Source organism: Brenneria alni (assembly GCF_003666245.1).
In the GTDB taxonomy this organism is placed as follows: Bacteria; Pseudomonadota; Gammaproteobacteria; order Enterobacterales; family Enterobacteriaceae; genus Brenneria; species Brenneria alni.
This window is the reverse complement of record NZ_MJLZ01000015.1, coordinates 22,379-38,432: the sequence shown is the minus strand read 5'-3', so window position 1 is coordinate 38,432 and position 16,054 is coordinate 22,379. Positions and strand designations below refer to the sequence as shown.

The window sequence follows — 16,054 nt, the reverse complement described above, 5'->3', positions numbered from 1 at the left end:
CGGTTTGTTGATATTCTGTGTCCACGCTACTTGTTCCTCAGTCAGGGCTATTAATGAATAGCCCCGTTATCAATCAAAATGTGAACGTCAGTTGCGCGACTGCACCATACGTTCTGTCCGCTCCTGCCATCCCAGTGATATCCAGATGCACCACATCGAAAGGAGACAATCCAATCCCTGCCGTAAAATAGGAGTTATCACTGTCATGAATATCGGCTCGATACCCTGCACGCAGTTGCGCCCATTTCCATGCATTCAGTTCGCCACCTACGCTGACGAACTGGCTATCTTTATCGGAGTTAAAACGGCTTGCAGGAGTCAGATCGACATCAAGAGCGGTGGTAAAGAAACTGTTGCTGTATGCGGTTCCCAGTGTCGCCTGAGGCTTAATTTTAAACGTGTCTTTGACGCCGTTGACTTCTTTCGTATCGATACTGCGTGCAACCAGGTTCTGGCCGACAAGGCCCACAATCCAGTTATCGTTAAGGTTGGTTGAGAAACCGACATCTACGTTGGCGCCCGTTTTATCGTTACGATAATCACTGCTGCGGAAATCAGAGCTGTCGTAGTTATTGATTGCGACGTTATAATTGAAGGTGTAAACACGCTGCACTTTCGGTGTAATACCTGCGGAGAACTCGAACCCACCGACGTTGAATTCACGTGCCATCGCTACACCAACATCTGCGACGACGGCTGCACGACCGTTAGCAGACGAGGTTAACGAGCTCAGGTCAGATCCGTCAGCCGTGCCGTTCGATACCGCATCCAGCCACTGAAGGTCACTGTCAGTCACGTTGGTTTTTACTGTCGCCGTTCCCCAGCCTTTTGCCACGACGGCAAACGGCAGAACGCTGTTGGGTACGGTGGCGACGGTGGTCGCCCCAGCCCAGGCACGAGCATGACTGCCAGAGAGGTCCAGTAAAGATGAGCGTAAGTTTGCCGCCGCGGAACTGGCATCTCCTCCGGCATTGACGACGTTTTCAAACGACATCCAATCGCTATCAATTTGATCGACACCATCTTCCAGGTTATCCGGATCCGAAACCTGGGCGCCAACCGCTGGCAAGATCAGGCTAAAATCATCCGACTTATCGAATTTTGTCAGCAACGCAGGGTTAACCAGCGCAGCTGCGCTGTAGTGTGATGAAGCGACACCTGTTCCTCCCATCGCATCATTACGGGCTTCCGTCCATGTGCCAGCCGCATTAGCGGAAGCGGCAACGACGTTGATACCTGCAATAATAAAACTGCGTGTGATTAATGAATGTTTCATTATTTATTTCCTATTCTATATGGATGTAAATTTTATTTATTTTTTCTTGATTTTCTCTGGTACTGGCACAATGTTCACTACTATTTTTTACAAAAACATCCCCTGATGCTGGCACATCATTAATAAAAAATTACTTATAAATTAACCTATCAACAAATCTCGATAGCTTTCATATTCATATTGATATTTATCAACAATCATAATAGGGAACACAGAACCATCGATTAAAGATGAAATTTGCTTCTGTGAATAAGTTAGATACCTGGTGCTCTTCGGTTTTGGTAAGTGTTGATGTTGATAATCGATTTCCCATTCCTTCAACACACGATAAATTTTAATAATTGGGATGCTGATTACTCCCTGAATATCTTTCCATCCCCTTGTGAAAGCCAGGGTCATGTTACGATCACCGACCGCACGAAAATAAACCAGTTCTATGCCATCATTAATAACATCATAATCCAGAGAATCCTGGTCAAAAAAATGGTTATTTTCCATTGGATTCATTTTTTCACAAAACAACCATTTCACATCAATTTCAAACCATGAAGCCAATTGATGCAGCACCTGAGCATTCAACAAATCAAGTGTTCGCTCTGCGCTGGATAACGCCCCCTGACTAATACCAAATGGAGCTAATAACTGTGCTTGTTGCAGCACGTTCACCCCATACGCATCCATTAGCAAACAAAAACGCTCATACACTCCCATCATCTTGTCAGCTGTTGACGCTCTAGCTTCGGAAAGGACCCCTTCCAGAATAATACCGTAGAGCGTAGACTTAGAAACCCCGATACGTTCAGCATGCATATCAAGAAAAGCCCTGCTTTCAGGCTTGATTCTTACCGAAAACTGGCTATTACTACCATCATATTTTCCATCGCCTTCAGGAAATACCATTTCCCCTGAACGCAAAAGTGCAATTAACGCAGTATATGTAGGATTCATTCACTACGACTCCACATAAAAAATCATTTCAATGTAATTGAGTAATTCGCTTCAATGTATAAACGAGGTTAATCAACATAACTAATCGTGTACAACAAAATAAATCGATCGGTTCGATCTAATGTATCGATAAGATTAAAACCATGTAATGCTAGAAACGACTATAAATTGTTTACCCATTGGTGAAAATTTAACGACATGCAATGACAATCATAAATCCTGAGCTAGGAACTGCAACCAGCCTCCATTCTTGCAACAGCATTTGAAACGTGATTCCTACCTGCTCAAAACGAGAAAACACAACAGGTACAACATGATAATGACAGGGATAGTTGGCTAATACAGTGAGAGCCAGCTTAATTTCAGCCGTCCTCATCAAATGAGAACGAATAACAATACTACGCTCGCCACGGCATAACGCATCCTCCAGTGACGAAACAAATGCGGTATTAAAACGATGAAGGCGCGCTCTGTTAAAGCTCCCTACCCGAGAAAACGGAGCAAGATGAATAGTCCAATATAGCTTTCTCTTATGTTGCATACCAAACACAGTGAAACCTCGAAATGGTATCAACTGACAAATTGCGTAATAAAACGGGCAATACAGCAACCCGAGCAGACACAAAAAAAGGGAAAAGATCATATTGGATAACACATGATAATGACTATAAAGCAATATCGTGCAAAAGCAGTATCGATATGGCGATACTTAACCCAATATCGCCATTCAAAAAATAAAAAAAATATCACAGCGGGTTAATAAGTACCCGATCCACAGCATTGACAACCACATGACCTGGAGGCGGTAAACGCTCTCCATTTCTCGCTGCAATAGCTTGCACTCGCAACAGTGCTACTGATGCTGCTTTCATTGCATCATCGTGTGACTCAGCTGTGACACTGAGATCATCGAAATCACCGAAACACAGCGTCACCCTCCCTTGCTCCTCCAAAATATCTGCCGGATACGGAACAAAAAGCGCAGCAAACTTCTGGGCTTGTTTTTTCCTGACATCCAGCTTACTGACTAATTGAGTCGCGCGAAGGTGAGTATAGCGTTTAAGCATATTCATTGATTTGTGGCCTGAGATAGCAGCAACCTCTATGACGTTAAGCGTTCCCAACTCAAACAGACGGCTTATCGCTTCGTGCCTCAGATCATGGAAATGAAGGTCACTTATATCCAATTCCTGTAAAGCTACTCGCCAGGCGCTTTTAAACCCATTTGATGTATAGCTGAAGACAGCACCATTCGCCGGAATCGTCCCCACAAATTCACGTAGAGATTTACGGGCTTTTGATGAAAGTGGGACATCGCGGGCCGATCCATTCTTTGTTAGCGGTAGATGAGCCACGCCTAAATGTAAATCGACGTTCTCCCATCTAAGTGAAAGGATTTCTCCCTGACGCATGGCTGTCTCGATAGCCAACAAAAAAATGGTGAGCAACTCAGGATTTTTCCCTCTGAAATAGCGGGCTAATCGGCGTTCCTCCGCTGACGTTAACCTCCGGGTTCTCCCTGCCGATACAGGCGGTTTGCGGACATACTCAACAGGATTAGAAGTGCAGGTTCCCCATTCAATACGCGCTAAATTGTACATCGCGGACAATAAGGCCATCTCAAGTCGAACAGTATTAGCACTTATCGTCTTTCCAGTAATTGGATTAACAGAAGTGAGTCTCAAATCCCTGTACTCAGCAATATCAACTGATGAAATCTCATCCATCATTTTTTTCGCCAGTTCAGACCGCCGAATAACATTTATTCGATAAAATTCCTGTAGTTGGCCGCGCTTATGGATAGAAACCGTTGAATAATATTTATCCAACGCCTTAGATAACACCATCTTCTTTATACGTTTTTTTACAACCATATGAATTATCCCTAACTAAAGCGAAGAACAATATCATATGGCGTAAATACTGACTAAACTGTCAATACGGCGTGTGGGTCAGTGGACAAAATTTTGAGACATCTACAATCATCGGTAATGAGGCATGTGGGCATGAGTCATCGTTTGCAACGTGTCCCAGCAACACATTCCTGGTCAGCGGTGGGTATACCTTATCAAGTTGGCCATACGATGCTGTCGCAGCAAACTCATATAACTCACCTGATGCATCGTATCCGGATCCTGCTAATAATCGTTGGAAAGTTAATGGTACAGGTAGTGAGCGTCGAGTCTGTTTTAAGGCTATTGCACTATGCGCTAACAAATGAAGTCTTTCAGAAGTGGCCTACAGAGTCGGCCACTTCTCAGGCGATTGGCAGATCTTGATCATGTGCATCAGTAACTGCTGTCGCCGGTATTCTGTTACCACTTGAAGCAGTCTATTTTCAGCCAGTTACCGTTATTCCAGTATTTCCAATATCCGTCTTCAACATATAAATTGAAGCTTCCTGTTCGAGTGTTCCCCCATTTGTTCCAGCCATTTATGGTGCAAAAATAATCTTCAAACGAGGCGATTTGTCCCCCACTTCCAGTGACAGTGAAATAATCTTTATCTCTTTCGAATGCATTTTCCCACACACCGGATTGACAGGAAAGTATCGAGCCAGAAGCATCACGGCTTACGGTCCCATCTGTCAGACAAGTCGTGCCGGCAATTTCGACTTTTTGTAGCTCTAAATATTCTCCTGTAGAGATTCGCCCGGTCGCTGAAACCTTCCCAGCTTGAACACCCTTATCGTTTATCGCTTTGACCCAATCACTGTCATCCATATAAAACCCACCGCCGTGGGTTTCATTTATCCAACCTTTATTATTTTTGGTGACCAACCAGCCATTATTCGTCGTAATATCATTTTCAGCATTAATCTGGTCGGCGTTATCAACGTTATTCCCGCCCATATCGATGGCAGTATGCATACGGTTTAAATCAGGCTTTCCTGTAACCGCAAAACGATAAAGACGGTCACTCTCTTCTTTAGCATCATTCAATTCATCCGTTGTCAGTACGGCCGCAATTTGCCCCTGTGTCGTTGTCACACCAAATGTCGTTAACGGTTCAGTCCATGCCCCCATCGCGCCGGTGACTTTGCCAGTCTCCCAAACATAACCGCCACCATTCATATTCATTGAGATGAAACGAAGTGCCTTGAAAGGCAATGAAGTACCTGATTGGGTATAGGTCAATGCTTGAAGTTGAGAAGTATTCTGTGCGTTTTTGACAACAGCGCCTTGCCAGCGCTGACCTGCTGAATTCATATCACTGAACCCTGACGGCAGGAATCCCGTGTTCTTCAGCATCGTCGCGGTAACAATAACTGGCGTATTCGTCCCCGCCTGCCCAAGTAACGTTTCGTAGTAACGCCCAACATACCCTTTCAATGCAGACTTGAAGCGTGTTCCTTGCTGTGCCATGACCTGATACTGCAATTCCTGAGTATAATTCTGATAAAGCGAGGTTCCCCATATCGCCGCACTCAGCAAAATCAGCAACGCAACGCCCATTTCCATCAGCGCCCAGCCGCGGTGCCGGTGCGGTCGTGTATTTAAAATCGACATTATTTTCATCTTTCACCACACTACGACAGGATTGAATACACGGTTAATTGATGCCAGCATGGCGCCGGTACACAACCAGGGTCCTAATGGCCCTTCTTTTCGTTGGCATCGAGAGCTGGCATGCCAAACTACAAACCCCGCCACACCGAGAACTAGCGCCTGCAAAGTACCGGACCATCCACACCACGCTGTAATGGCAACCGACAGCCAGACATCACCAAGTCCGAGCACCTCACGTTCTGCCCTTGCATTGAAATAAAACCGGGCGACAGCGAAAAAAAAACCAATCCCTGCCATCGCCCCAAAAATTCTTAGTAGGTCACCATGCCCCAACATGGCCAACAGGCCCGCCGCCGTCCCAGAGCCGGTGTACTCAATGGGCAACCAACCTGCGATTGCATCAATGATGCTCAGTTGCAACATAAAGCCCAGAAAAAGAAGTATGCTTATTCGCTCAAAAAGCGGTGCCGGCGCAATAACAATGAGCGTGCCGGCCAGCGCATAGAACCACACAAACAGACGAGCTGAGCGTTCATCCCATAAATAAGAGACACCATATTCAATCAGAAACTGGTGTGGCTGACGTGCGAGCTGGCTGAAAACAACCATTAACCCAAGAAGAATGACCAGTGACCAGGGCGCGAGTGCATTAAACTGGAATATCATGGCAGCACAATCCCGCGCTCTTCCTTTAACAACCGCTTGTAAATTGCATAAATGCGGTTCGCATACGACTCACGCGTCTCATGCCTATCCTTCCGGAAACCTGCGTTATACGACCCCAGGCAGTTCCAACTGATACCACATACCTGAAAATGTTTAGCGAGGATCCAAGTGCCGATCTGCACGTTAAGGCATGGTTTAGTCAGCAACTCACGTTTGTCGCGGATAACGGAAGTCGCAACCAGCTTCGGAATATGGGTTGAATTCACTTGCATCAAACCATAATCCCGGCTCACTTCACGCCTTGTTTTTTTATCACGATTGATATTCACAGCATCAGGGTTCAAAGCGCTTTCTCCGGTCGCAATTGCTTTTACCAGCAACGAATCGATACGATATTTGGCGCCAGCTGCATCAAAGCAAAAAGCTGATGCCGCCCCGGGAAGCAACAGCAGCATCGGAATAATGAGCAAGACACCGCTGTTCACAATGCTTAACCATTAACAGTAAAAGTCAGCTTGTTTTGCCCGGTTCGACCACTGTCGGCCAGACACTCCGTACCTGCTGTTTCGAGTGAGACCTGACCGTCAGCATGGGAACTGCTGTTGATAGTGATGCCAGATACCACCCCGCCAGCACTCATGCGCGTCGCAATCGTAATACAGGCGTCCTGAGGAATTTTCTCTGACGTAAGCGTGAATCCATTGTTAAACCCATTGGCCGCAACAGGTGTGAGGATGATCTGCCCTCCCCAGGTATTCCAGAGTGTTGCGGTTCCCGAACTAGCAGTGCCTTGTATTGTTACGCCTTTTGCTCCACCGACCTGAATCAGAGAGCCTGTCATCTTTGTTCCGCTACTGAAGTTGTACCCTCCGGAACCTTTCAGCAAACCTTGCGCACTGGTGATCAAATTCTGATAGCTAGTCACTTCAGAAGCTACATTCTTACGCCCCCAAAGCATATAGATGCTACCCAGAATGACCACGATGACGCCAATAACGGCTAAAGCTACCGCGGCATTCTCCATAATGGCCCAACCACGATGCGGCCTTACTCGCTTAGAAGCGCGTTCATAAGTAATATCAGACATAATCTCTTTCCTTCCTTAATAAATACTCTTATTGCCCAATGAAATTGCTCATGTCCTGGACCTGGAAAATCGTCATCAGAACAAGAATGAAAAAACCGATAATCAGTAGAAACGAATAGAGGCGCATGCGAACGATACGAAAACGGATACGCATCAGACTGGTTTTCAGAAACTCTTCGCTGTAACGGCGAATCATCTCGGCTGAGCCGTCACGGCTGGTAAGTAGGTAGAGATAATTGACGCCTTCCTTACTGGGAAACTGATAGCCGCTGTTACGCAATGCCTTTCCCAGCTGTTCCCCCCCCTCCAGGTTGTCTATCGCGGCATCAAGCCGTTCACATAACCAGGGCGCTGCGAAGCGCCTTAACTGATTCAGTGCATCCAGCGTTTTTACGTTGGCCTCTAGTAATGAGGCGATATTCATCAGAAACACAGCGCCTTGCAGTTCTTTGTAAATGGACCAGGGCATCAGGTGATCGGCCCAGAGACGTAACCGCCCCGTCCAGCGAGGCTGTGACCATAAAACCAGACAGGCCAATCCGCCACATACAACGGCTATGGCAATACCCGCGTTTTCAATGACATCAGACATGATCGCCAACAAACCGAGTGCGCCATACCAGGTAGCAGGATCAGACATCTGCTCAAGTGCTGGCTTGAGCCCGTACGTCACGACGCCGAACATGCCCCCGACCATCAGAACCAGTAACAGGGGATAGATCAGCATCTGTAACACCATAGAAAAGATGGCGCGGCGGGCCTCAATCAACACTCCAACCTGCCCCAATACATCGGGTATCGAACCGCTGGCCATGCCCGCACTCACCAGTGCGGCCTCTTCGGCCGGCCCCCACTTGGCCAGCACATCTTCCAGCGAATGTCCCTCACTGTTATCGCTCAGCGCGTGGATACAATCGGCCGTCAATTCAGCATAGGGATGCCAGTGTTCGCCAAAATTGGTATGCACATCCTCAATTTCCTGCATGGCTGCCAGCAGAGGGCTATTGTTCTCCAGTAAGAAGCGCAAAACAGAATAGAACCTGGCGCGATAGGCGCCGCTAAACGTGTGACGAGTGATCTCATAGCGAATACGCTCAAAGGCGGACATCTCACGCATGAATAGACTCCCTGTCCAGCCGCAACATCTGGTCTTCATCAAGCGGGCACACAAGATCGGCATCTAATGCATCGACCTGGCCTGTGTTGAGTTTGTGTAAGAGATGAGTGCGGCGTGTGATCCCTCCCAGGCTATCGATCCAGTATTGACGAGCGGCCAATTGTCCTTTGCTCAGGTACAACGACATAAACTGAGCATCCGGGCGTATTACTTCTGCAACCACGCTACGGCCGACGACCCCACAACTGACAATGCGGTCGTTCAGCTTTTTCTGGCAGTGCGAACACCCTTCTTCATGACGAAAATAGAGATTTTCAACCTGACAAACGTTCTCAACGTTGCAATAACGTTCAAGACGCTCTCGTTGTTCACGAGTTAACAGATGTGTTTTCTCTCCCCAGGAGACCCGGCAATGCGGGCATAAGACCTGCACCAAACGCTGACTGATCAAACCGATGAGCAATTGAGGATCAGCAATCAGTTCCTCTGATATCCCCATCAATCCCATGCGGCGTAGAGAGCCTACCGCGCTATTTGCATGCAACGTACTTAGTACCAGATGTCCGGTTTCTGAGGCATATAGGGCAGCCTTCAACGAAACATCATCGCGGATTTCCCCCATCAAAATCGCATCTGGATCCAGTCGCAACGCTGATGAACTCGCTTTGTCCCAGGCTTGCTGCACTGCCTCCGCATTGCTTTTATCTGCAATAATCGGCGTCTGAATCGCACCGGCGATACTTCCCTCTGGCGGGTCTTCAATGGTTAACAGCCGTTTTCTTCCCCGCGTCCGTTCGAGATACATCGCACTAAACGAGCGTAGCGTCGTACTTTTCCCCGACCCCGTAGGGCCTGTTAACAGAACGATCCCTTCCGGGGTCCGTAACATTTGCTGTGAAAGTTGCTGCTGCTGGGGCAGTAGTCCCAGTTGCTCCAGCGACGGCACGTTGTCGCCGTCATCGGGGATAATGCGCATGACAACATAGAGCCCCGATGCGGTTGGCGTATGACTGTAGCGAGCGCCGAACAGACCAACTCTTCTCAGGAACTCGGCCTTGACCCGGCCATCTTGTTTGCGATTGGGGTAGAACTGCGTTTCTGTAACATCACACATTGACAGAATGATGGTAGATGCCTGAGCTATCCCCTCGCTGCCGGTAACTTCGTCAACAGTCTCCAGTTCACCATGAATACGGAACTGGATGCGGCACAACTCAGCATCGATAATCATATGAATATCAGATGCATGAAATTCCTTACTTTGTTCGAAATACCGTAAGACTTCTTTTTGTCGGGGGCTCACATCGCCCAGATCGGCAAGGGAGATGCTTTTACCTTCATCTACATTTCTCTTACGGCGCTCACGCAAATCACTCAAAGCAACAAACTCTGTTTGTGCCCGCGGATTTTTCTGAATAAATTGCGTTATCCAGGACTGGACGCGCTGATCAGCACGCCGGTTGGTATCGATAACGACATTTACCGCGCCGCCAGCGGTGTCTTCGAGCAATACAAAGTCAGCAATACTTTCATCAATCGGAAACATGAACTCTCCTTAGAACGAAAGCGATGAGCCATCGCTCAACTTGACGACGGAATCCGAAATGGCACTGACTGTCACTTCTGTACCTGGAAGGCGATCACCCTTTGCGATTTCAATCGTGCCGCCATTACCTAGGCGGAGCCGGGCGAACATCGCCTTACCATTGCCATACGTTTCCAATAGCGTGGGTCTGCCCACTTTTCCGGATCCAGATAACGATTGTGTTGCCGCGACAACTCCCGGCTGTGGCGAAACCGTGGCCGCTGGTAGCGAAATTGGCATTGATGCTGATGACGCAACAGAAGGTTGCTGAATGGGCAATAACTGGCTCTCTTTCAACATACGTTGCAGCTTTGCGCTTTCAACCTGAGCAGCTAATAGCATGTTGTGCGCTTGCACCGCCTCGAGCTGCCCAACCGTAACCGGTGTATCAGGCAGTGTCCCCTGAGCTTTAGAGTCAATATCCTCAGCCTGGACAGAGAAGATGAACAGCAGGTTTAGCAAGCCCCAGAGATTATTTTTGCGCATAGAGATGCCCTTGAATTTTGTAATCAAACTGCCCTTCGGCACTCAACGTGAAAGCAATGCTATGAAGACGAACGCCAGTTTCATCGAAATCGGTTAATAGCCATTCCGGCGCCAGGCGAGAATTAATCGTAAAGGAGTATTCGTGCCAATCCTGTACCGGCTCGTCTGAAGAATCCCCCGGCGCACGGGCAGGTGGAACAACTTCACTGAGGGGGACATCGATATTTCTGCGCTGGAAATGAGAGACGAAGCGCATCAGTTGAATCCTGGCCATCGGGACAGGCTCATCGCGCCATGGGATCGGATCACTATCAATAATGAACGGGATAAACACATCCCCTGATTTAGCGCCTTCCAATAATTTAAACGAGGCGGTCTGGCCAAAGATCTCGTTTGCCCGCCGATCAAAATCAGCAGCAGTGCTACCTGGGCGAGCGTCATAACGTAACCGCATACCATCACTGACGCACTCACCCGCATTCAGGATCCAACCTGTAATTGAGACCGGTAGCGGCTGACGAGTAAAATAACATTTGCTGAGAAAATACGATGTTGGCCAGGCCTTCGCCCAGGGATGAGGTAGCGTCTGTCCCTGATCTTTTTGCCGCGCTTTCGCCTGCTCCGCTTTTAATGCAGCCAGCGCTGCCGCTTGCTGCGCGGCCTGTTCGGTTTCCTGTTGCCAGTACCAGCCCCCAACTCCTGCGGCAGCCAGCAGCAACGCGGCAACCACCCTTTTATATGGCGATGTCAACCGTATCAGTTGCGTCTGTCTGAGTTGTTGACGGCTCAAGTGCTGAGTCAATACTTGCCAGCTCGTCGCTGACTCAGGCAATACTGCTACTTTCCAGCCCTCAGTTGGCGCATCGTTAAAAGATAGAAAACGTGTAAGCGCGGACTGAACATCATTCAGAGTACCTACTACATCCCCCATCACTGACGGCTGACCATTCAATGTGGCCAGGAATAACCAACGTGCATCATCAATCTGATAAACGCCATAACTGTTATCACCTTCTCGCTGAAGGAATGCAGCCGCCAGAGAATAGAGTGCCCGGCGCTGATGCAAACGACCCGGGCGCCCATAACCGATATTGCGTTTTCCCTTTTTACCTAACGTGACACGATGCGTGCCTGGATAAGTCTTGATGAACCGAAACCGGGATTTGGTACCGGCATCCGTTTCCGGGACCCATTTCAATCCGGCAACCCATCCATTTCGGCCAACCGGCAATACCAGTGATGCTGGCTCTATATTTTTCGTATTGCGTTTTAACGGTTTCATGGCTTACCTCAACACAACCGGGGTAATGACGATGACTAAAGATGTTCGGGTGTTATCCCCGCTGCGCCCTCCGCCAAATACAAAGTTGTCAGGTGTGAATGTCCCGGATTTACTGGTTGTGGTATTAACCTGTTCAAACCCTGTCAACACCAGTGATTGCCCCGCTCTCAGGTTTACCTTGCGGGTCAGCGACCGTACTTTGGTGTAAGGCATGTCCATCCGTGAGTTGCCGTCTGCTGTTACAAACGATCGAATGGTCGGCGGATCGGACAGGTTGAAGGAAAACTGCAACTGCACATCACCGCTTTCCCTGATGAACGGCAACATGGTGATGTTTAAACCGGTCGTGATCATGCCCGGTTCGAGAGAACTGGTAGACCCGGCATTTGTCGTGGATGTCGTGCTGCTGCGGGCGATATAGACAGTCTGATCCGATAACTGAAACGGCGCCGGCGACAGATTCGTTGTGGGCACCGCCTGACTCATATCGACTTTGACGTTACCTTGCTCGCTCAACGCCTTAATCAGTGCGCTGGATCCGGCAAACTTCGCAGCATTTCCCGTTGCACTTTCCAAAATAGATACGCCACCGCTCATGGCGTTATCCGCAACGCCACTGAAGCTCCCCGTCATTGTGGCGCCAACGTTATTCAGCGACTTATAAACGAGCGACCAATCCAGCCCCAGTTGATCTGTTTTAGTCTGGATCACACTGATAAGTTGAACGTTTAGCTGAACTTGCCTGTTTAACACCTCATTTTGATGATCGACATAGCGGGCAACGCGAGCCTGAACTTCCGGCGTATCCGTTACGGTCAACGAACCACTGGCGGCAGACAGCCAGAAACGACCATGCTGGGGCGTTAACATCGTTTCCACCGTTTTCCGAATATCTTCGTACAGGTCGCTGCTCAGATCCGTTGTCGTTTTTTGTGACGAACTAGCATCTCCGGATGCCGCACTAGCTGCCGAACTTCCTCCGGATGCGCCCATACTGGTTGAAGAACCCGAAATAACACTGGCCGTGCTCTCAGTTTTAGTATTCAGGATGGACAGTTGATAGGTTTGGGTTTCGGTATAGTAAAATACGACCTGGTTGGCATTATCCGCTCGCCAGGATAATCCCAACTGACTCGCAACATTATCCAACAGGCCTGCGACACCAACGCCGTTACCATCCCACTTAAGAGAGCCCAGCCGTAAGCCTGACGTGCTGACAGCCGGTTGCACTGATGCTGAATTAGATGCAGAGGTGCCGCCAGGGATCCGCGATAAAGACACACGCCCATTGTCATCAGGTGCCGGCAGCGCCCCGGTCATTTGTTGCGTCACAGAGCTGGTTAATGCAACGGATTGTACATGCGCCGCATCAGGGGTAATAACAACCCGAATACCACACACTCGGGTAAGACGTTGCCCCAGTTCGAGTAAGGACAACCCGTCTGGACGGTTAACCTGAAACGGGCAATAAACCAGTTTTTTACTATCTCCCATAGATGACTGCGGCACGGCAATCGGGCTCAAATTCACCCAGGGCTTATCCACCCAGGTAACGGAAGATTGTGTCCAGGACGTTTGCGACTCTGTGATACGGCGAGCCTGCTGGCCTGTCGCGCCGGCCTCGTCTTCCATTTTCTCGATTTCATTCAGGGCGCAACCCGATAGCATCACCGCTAACGCAATCGCGCCTAACGAGAACCGGCGTAGGCCAAAATAAACGGGATACCGCATCTGCGCTCCTGTCAGTTAAGATAAACAATATCCCCGTCCGCCACGCCTGCAGGGAGCATTAAATTCATGTCAGTACCATCCAGCATCTTCAGGCGACCTTGACTGACCACGCAGATCAAAGCAGAGGCAACAGAGCTACGGGTTAACGCCGCGACCAGACCAGGGAAATCCGCCGTCCAGACCCACAACCGCCCTCCTGAAACCACATGACTGACCCGGCTATCAGGAAGCGGTATCAGAGCCAGCTGTGTTAACTCAACCGCACCATCATTCACTACATGGTCATAACGAAAATCATTGATCGCAGAGGCGATGCGCAACATGTCATTGGCCACTGATGACGCCGAATTGGTGGTGATGCTTTCCGACTGTGTTTCGGAACGGCGCAGATCAACGCTGCCGACGATCAGGAAGAACACCAACGCGAAAGCTATGGCCGCGTATCCCATTAACGACGTTCTCCCGGACGGTCGCTAACAAAAATCAAACACTGAATCCGGTTGGCTTCTGAAAACAAAGGCTTCTCCGCATTACGGTACAGATCGAATACCTGAGTAACGGCGGATTCAAAGTTGCCGTGAAATGAAAGAGGCGCATCAATGCGGTAATCCAGACTGACCGGCCACACCACAACCCAGTTTCCACCATTCACGCATTGCGCATCGCTGGCCCACTTATTCAATGACTCACGCAACGTAGTTCCGACTTCCGCGCGCCATGTTGTTCCCAGTGGCTGGACACTAACCGGTCTTCCAGGAACAAATGGTGATTTCCCGCTGACCGGTATAGATGATGAAGACAAGGATGTTGAGACCTTTTGTGTCACCACCGTTTGTGCGGCCGGCGCAGTCGGTGTCGTAACGGTTCCAGCCGGAGCTGAAGTGCGTTGTTTTACCTTTGCGGGCTGTATCTTCGCCGATACAGGATTATTTACAGGAACGCTAATGCCTGAAGCAGTTGCTGGAGAGGTTGGTGCATTCACTTTCCCGATATTTTTCGATGGTGAAAGCGTCGTTAATGCCGGGCTCGGCAATGGCTGGCTGTCCGGTTTTAGCACGCCTGATGCAGTTGAAGACGAACCGCCGGTAAAAGGATTTCCTGGCTGACGCTTCGTAGTATCCTTTGTCTTCTCCGGTTTAGGTGACGTCGGAGATGTCGATGCTATGACTGGCGCGGACGCGAAAAAGCGATATTCGTCGCGCAGGCTAAAACACACCTCGCGATTAACATCGTCTACGCGCAGTCGCCAGGCGGGTCCCGCTACGATTTGCAATGCATCACTAAGACGGACCGGGCCAATAGAACGTTGAACACCAGGTAATGAGCGGCTTAACAGTTCAGTAAACATGGGTGAAGTGCTGGGGCATAGCGAATACCCCGACTCCAGCAGCAAATAACGAAATCCATCACCAACACTACGCACCAGTTGTGGCGGCATCGTGATGTCGATTATTTGATTCAGTGGATCGCGTTGGGAATCTGCCGGACGGGTACTGACTAGGGTATAGCGATCGTAACGTACCACCTCGGGTGAGCGACTTTGATAAATGTCATTAACCCTGGGTGAAACATTAGCTCGGGTAATTGCATCAGAAGACGAGGTATTTTGTTGAGCGCAGCCCGCAGCCAGTAATGCCACTGTCAGACATGCCAGCTTATATTCAGGTTGCCGGGTTGGTCTTGCCATCAGTCTCCACCGTTTAAGAGTAATCTCAATCAGGTGGTTATTCTGCCGACAAGCCCAGACCGGGCAACGCTAAACTAGAAACGTAGACAGAAAAGAAAAACGCTGGCCGAAGCCAGCGTCAGTATCCCATAGCTACATGAGAAAGGTTAATTAGTCAAAAACAGATGACAACATCTGCTTCTGCTTCATATCGACATTACGAGTCATTCTGGGTAGAAATCAGGGTTTATTGCCTGCTCAAACGTCCACGGGCATTCAGCCGGAAAAACGGTGCGACGGATGTTGGTTTCACGCTCAGCGGCAATAACTGCATCCCCGTATGCATCTTCAACAATTTCAGTAAGCTTATTTTTCAAACTGGGATTGTCGGCAATAACACGGACTGCTTTTCGACGTTGCTCTTCAATAGTCAGACGCCAACTCCGACTCTGTCGTTCCGACTGATATTGCCATTTGAGCAAGTGCATGAACAGTTTCTCCAGCCGCGATTCCAGTTCCCGGCGTTCACTACGCCCCATAGCCTCAATCTCCTCCAGAAGGTTTTGCGTATCCAGCTCCGTGATACGTCCAGCACGCAGCAGATTTGCCTGCTCCTGAGTCCAGCCGTAAAAATCACTGTCATAACGGGTCATCATATTTCCTCCCCTGAACCTCAGGTTACCATCTAGATAGATAGCCTG

General features: G+C 49.0%; 16 protein-coding genes. All 16 read right to left on the bottom strand.

Annotation, left to right across the window (positions count from 1 at the left end; genetic code table 11):
- Nucleotides 1-73: 73 nt before the first annotated feature.
- The 16 genes from BIY29_RS08735 to BIY29_RS08665 all read right to left on the bottom strand — a co-directional run bounded on the left by BIY29_RS08735 (nt 74) and on the right by BIY29_RS08665 (nt 16,009).
- Nucleotides 74-1,276 (bottom strand): conjugal transfer protein TraF, encoded by a 1,203-nt coding sequence (locus BIY29_RS08735; protein ID WP_121574755.1) that lies wholly within the window; start codon nt 1,274-1,276, stop codon nt 74-76.
- Nucleotides 1,277-1,417: 141 nt separating this feature from the next.
- Nucleotides 1,418-2,224 carry a hypothetical protein gene (locus BIY29_RS08730; RefSeq protein ID WP_121574754.1) on the bottom strand — a complete coding sequence of 269 codons (807 nt, stop codon included), beginning with the start codon at nt 2,222-2,224 and terminating at the stop codon, nt 1,418-1,420.
- 190 nt (nt 2,225-2,414) lie between these two features.
- Nucleotides 2,415-2,774 carry a hypothetical protein gene (locus BIY29_RS20195; RefSeq protein WP_170158903.1) on the bottom strand — a complete coding sequence of 120 codons (360 nt, stop codon included), beginning with the start codon at nt 2,772-2,774 and terminating at the stop codon, nt 2,415-2,417.
- A gap of 196 nt (nt 2,775-2,970) precedes the next feature.
- The gene (locus tag BIY29_RS08725; RefSeq protein WP_121574753.1) at nt 2,971-4,098 is read right to left on the bottom strand and encodes a site-specific integrase; all 1,128 of its coding nucleotides are present in this window, start codon (nt 4,096-4,098) and stop codon (nt 2,971-2,973) included.
- A 441-nt stretch (nt 4,099-4,539) separates the two neighbouring features.
- Complete coding sequence (gene pilV, locus BIY29_RS08720) at nt 4,540-5,733, bottom strand: shufflon system plasmid conjugative transfer pilus tip adhesin PilV (RefSeq protein ID WP_121574752.1); 1,194 nt, start codon at nt 5,731-5,733, stop codon at nt 4,540-4,542.
- A gap of 12 nt (nt 5,734-5,745) precedes the next feature.
- Nucleotides 5,746-6,399, bottom strand: coding sequence for a prepilin peptidase (locus tag BIY29_RS08715; protein WP_121574751.1), 654 nt, complete (start codon nt 6,397-6,399; stop codon nt 5,746-5,748).
- Nucleotides 6,396-6,854: a lytic transglycosylase domain-containing protein gene (locus BIY29_RS08710; RefSeq protein WP_121574798.1), complete on the bottom strand. Its 459-nt coding sequence runs from the start codon at nt 6,852-6,854 to the stop codon at nt 6,396-6,398. Before BIY29_RS08710 ends, BIY29_RS08715 begins: the two co-directional genes overlap by 4 nt.
- 35 nt (nt 6,855-6,889) lie before the next feature.
- On the bottom strand, nt 6,890-7,486 hold the full coding sequence (locus tag BIY29_RS08705; RefSeq protein WP_121574750.1) for a type 4 pilus major pilin: 597 nt from the start codon (nt 7,484-7,486) through the stop codon (nt 6,890-6,892).
- 28 nt (nt 7,487-7,514) lie between these two features.
- Entirely contained in the window at nt 7,515-8,603 is a 1,089-nt protein-coding gene (locus tag BIY29_RS08700) for a type II secretion system F family protein (RefSeq protein WP_240630046.1), read from the bottom strand.
- Complete coding sequence (locus BIY29_RS08695) at nt 8,596-10,149, bottom strand: GspE/PulE family protein (protein WP_121574749.1); 1,554 nt, start codon at nt 10,147-10,149, stop codon at nt 8,596-8,598. The genes BIY29_RS08700 and BIY29_RS08695 overlap by 8 nt, the downstream gene beginning before the upstream one ends.
- A gap of 9 nt (nt 10,150-10,158) precedes the next feature.
- The gene (pilP, locus tag BIY29_RS08690) at nt 10,159-10,674 is read right to left on the bottom strand and encodes a type IV pilus biogenesis protein PilP (RefSeq protein WP_121574748.1); all 516 of its coding nucleotides are present in this window, start codon (nt 10,672-10,674) and stop codon (nt 10,159-10,161) included.
- The gene (gene pilO2, locus BIY29_RS08685) at nt 10,661-11,956 is read right to left on the bottom strand and encodes a type 4b pilus protein PilO2 (RefSeq protein ID WP_121574747.1); all 1,296 of its coding nucleotides are present in this window, start codon (nt 11,954-11,956) and stop codon (nt 10,661-10,663) included. The genes pilP and pilO2 overlap by 14 nt, the downstream gene beginning before the upstream one ends.
- A 3-nt stretch (nt 11,957-11,959) precedes the next feature.
- On the bottom strand, nt 11,960-13,687 hold the full coding sequence (gene pilN, locus BIY29_RS08680) for a PilN family type IVB pilus formation outer membrane protein (RefSeq protein WP_121574746.1): 1,728 nt from the start codon (nt 13,685-13,687) through the stop codon (nt 11,960-11,962).
- Between the two features lie 11 nt (nt 13,688-13,698).
- The gene (pilM, locus tag BIY29_RS08675) at nt 13,699-14,136 is read right to left on the bottom strand and encodes a type IV pilus biogenesis protein PilM (protein ID WP_121574745.1); all 438 of its coding nucleotides are present in this window, start codon (nt 14,134-14,136) and stop codon (nt 13,699-13,701) included.
- A complete protein-coding gene (gene pilL2, locus BIY29_RS08670) occupies nt 14,136-15,374 on the bottom strand; it encodes a PFGI-1 class ICE element type IV pilus protein PilL2 (protein WP_121574744.1) in 1,239 nt (412 codons plus the stop codon). Before pilL2 ends, pilM begins: the two co-directional genes overlap by 1 nt.
- A 203-nt stretch (nt 15,375-15,577) precedes the next feature.
- The gene (locus tag BIY29_RS08665) at nt 15,578-16,009 is read right to left on the bottom strand and encodes a DUF29 domain-containing protein (protein ID WP_121574743.1); all 432 of its coding nucleotides are present in this window, start codon (nt 16,007-16,009) and stop codon (nt 15,578-15,580) included.
- Nucleotides 16,010-16,054 lie beyond the last annotated feature (45 nt).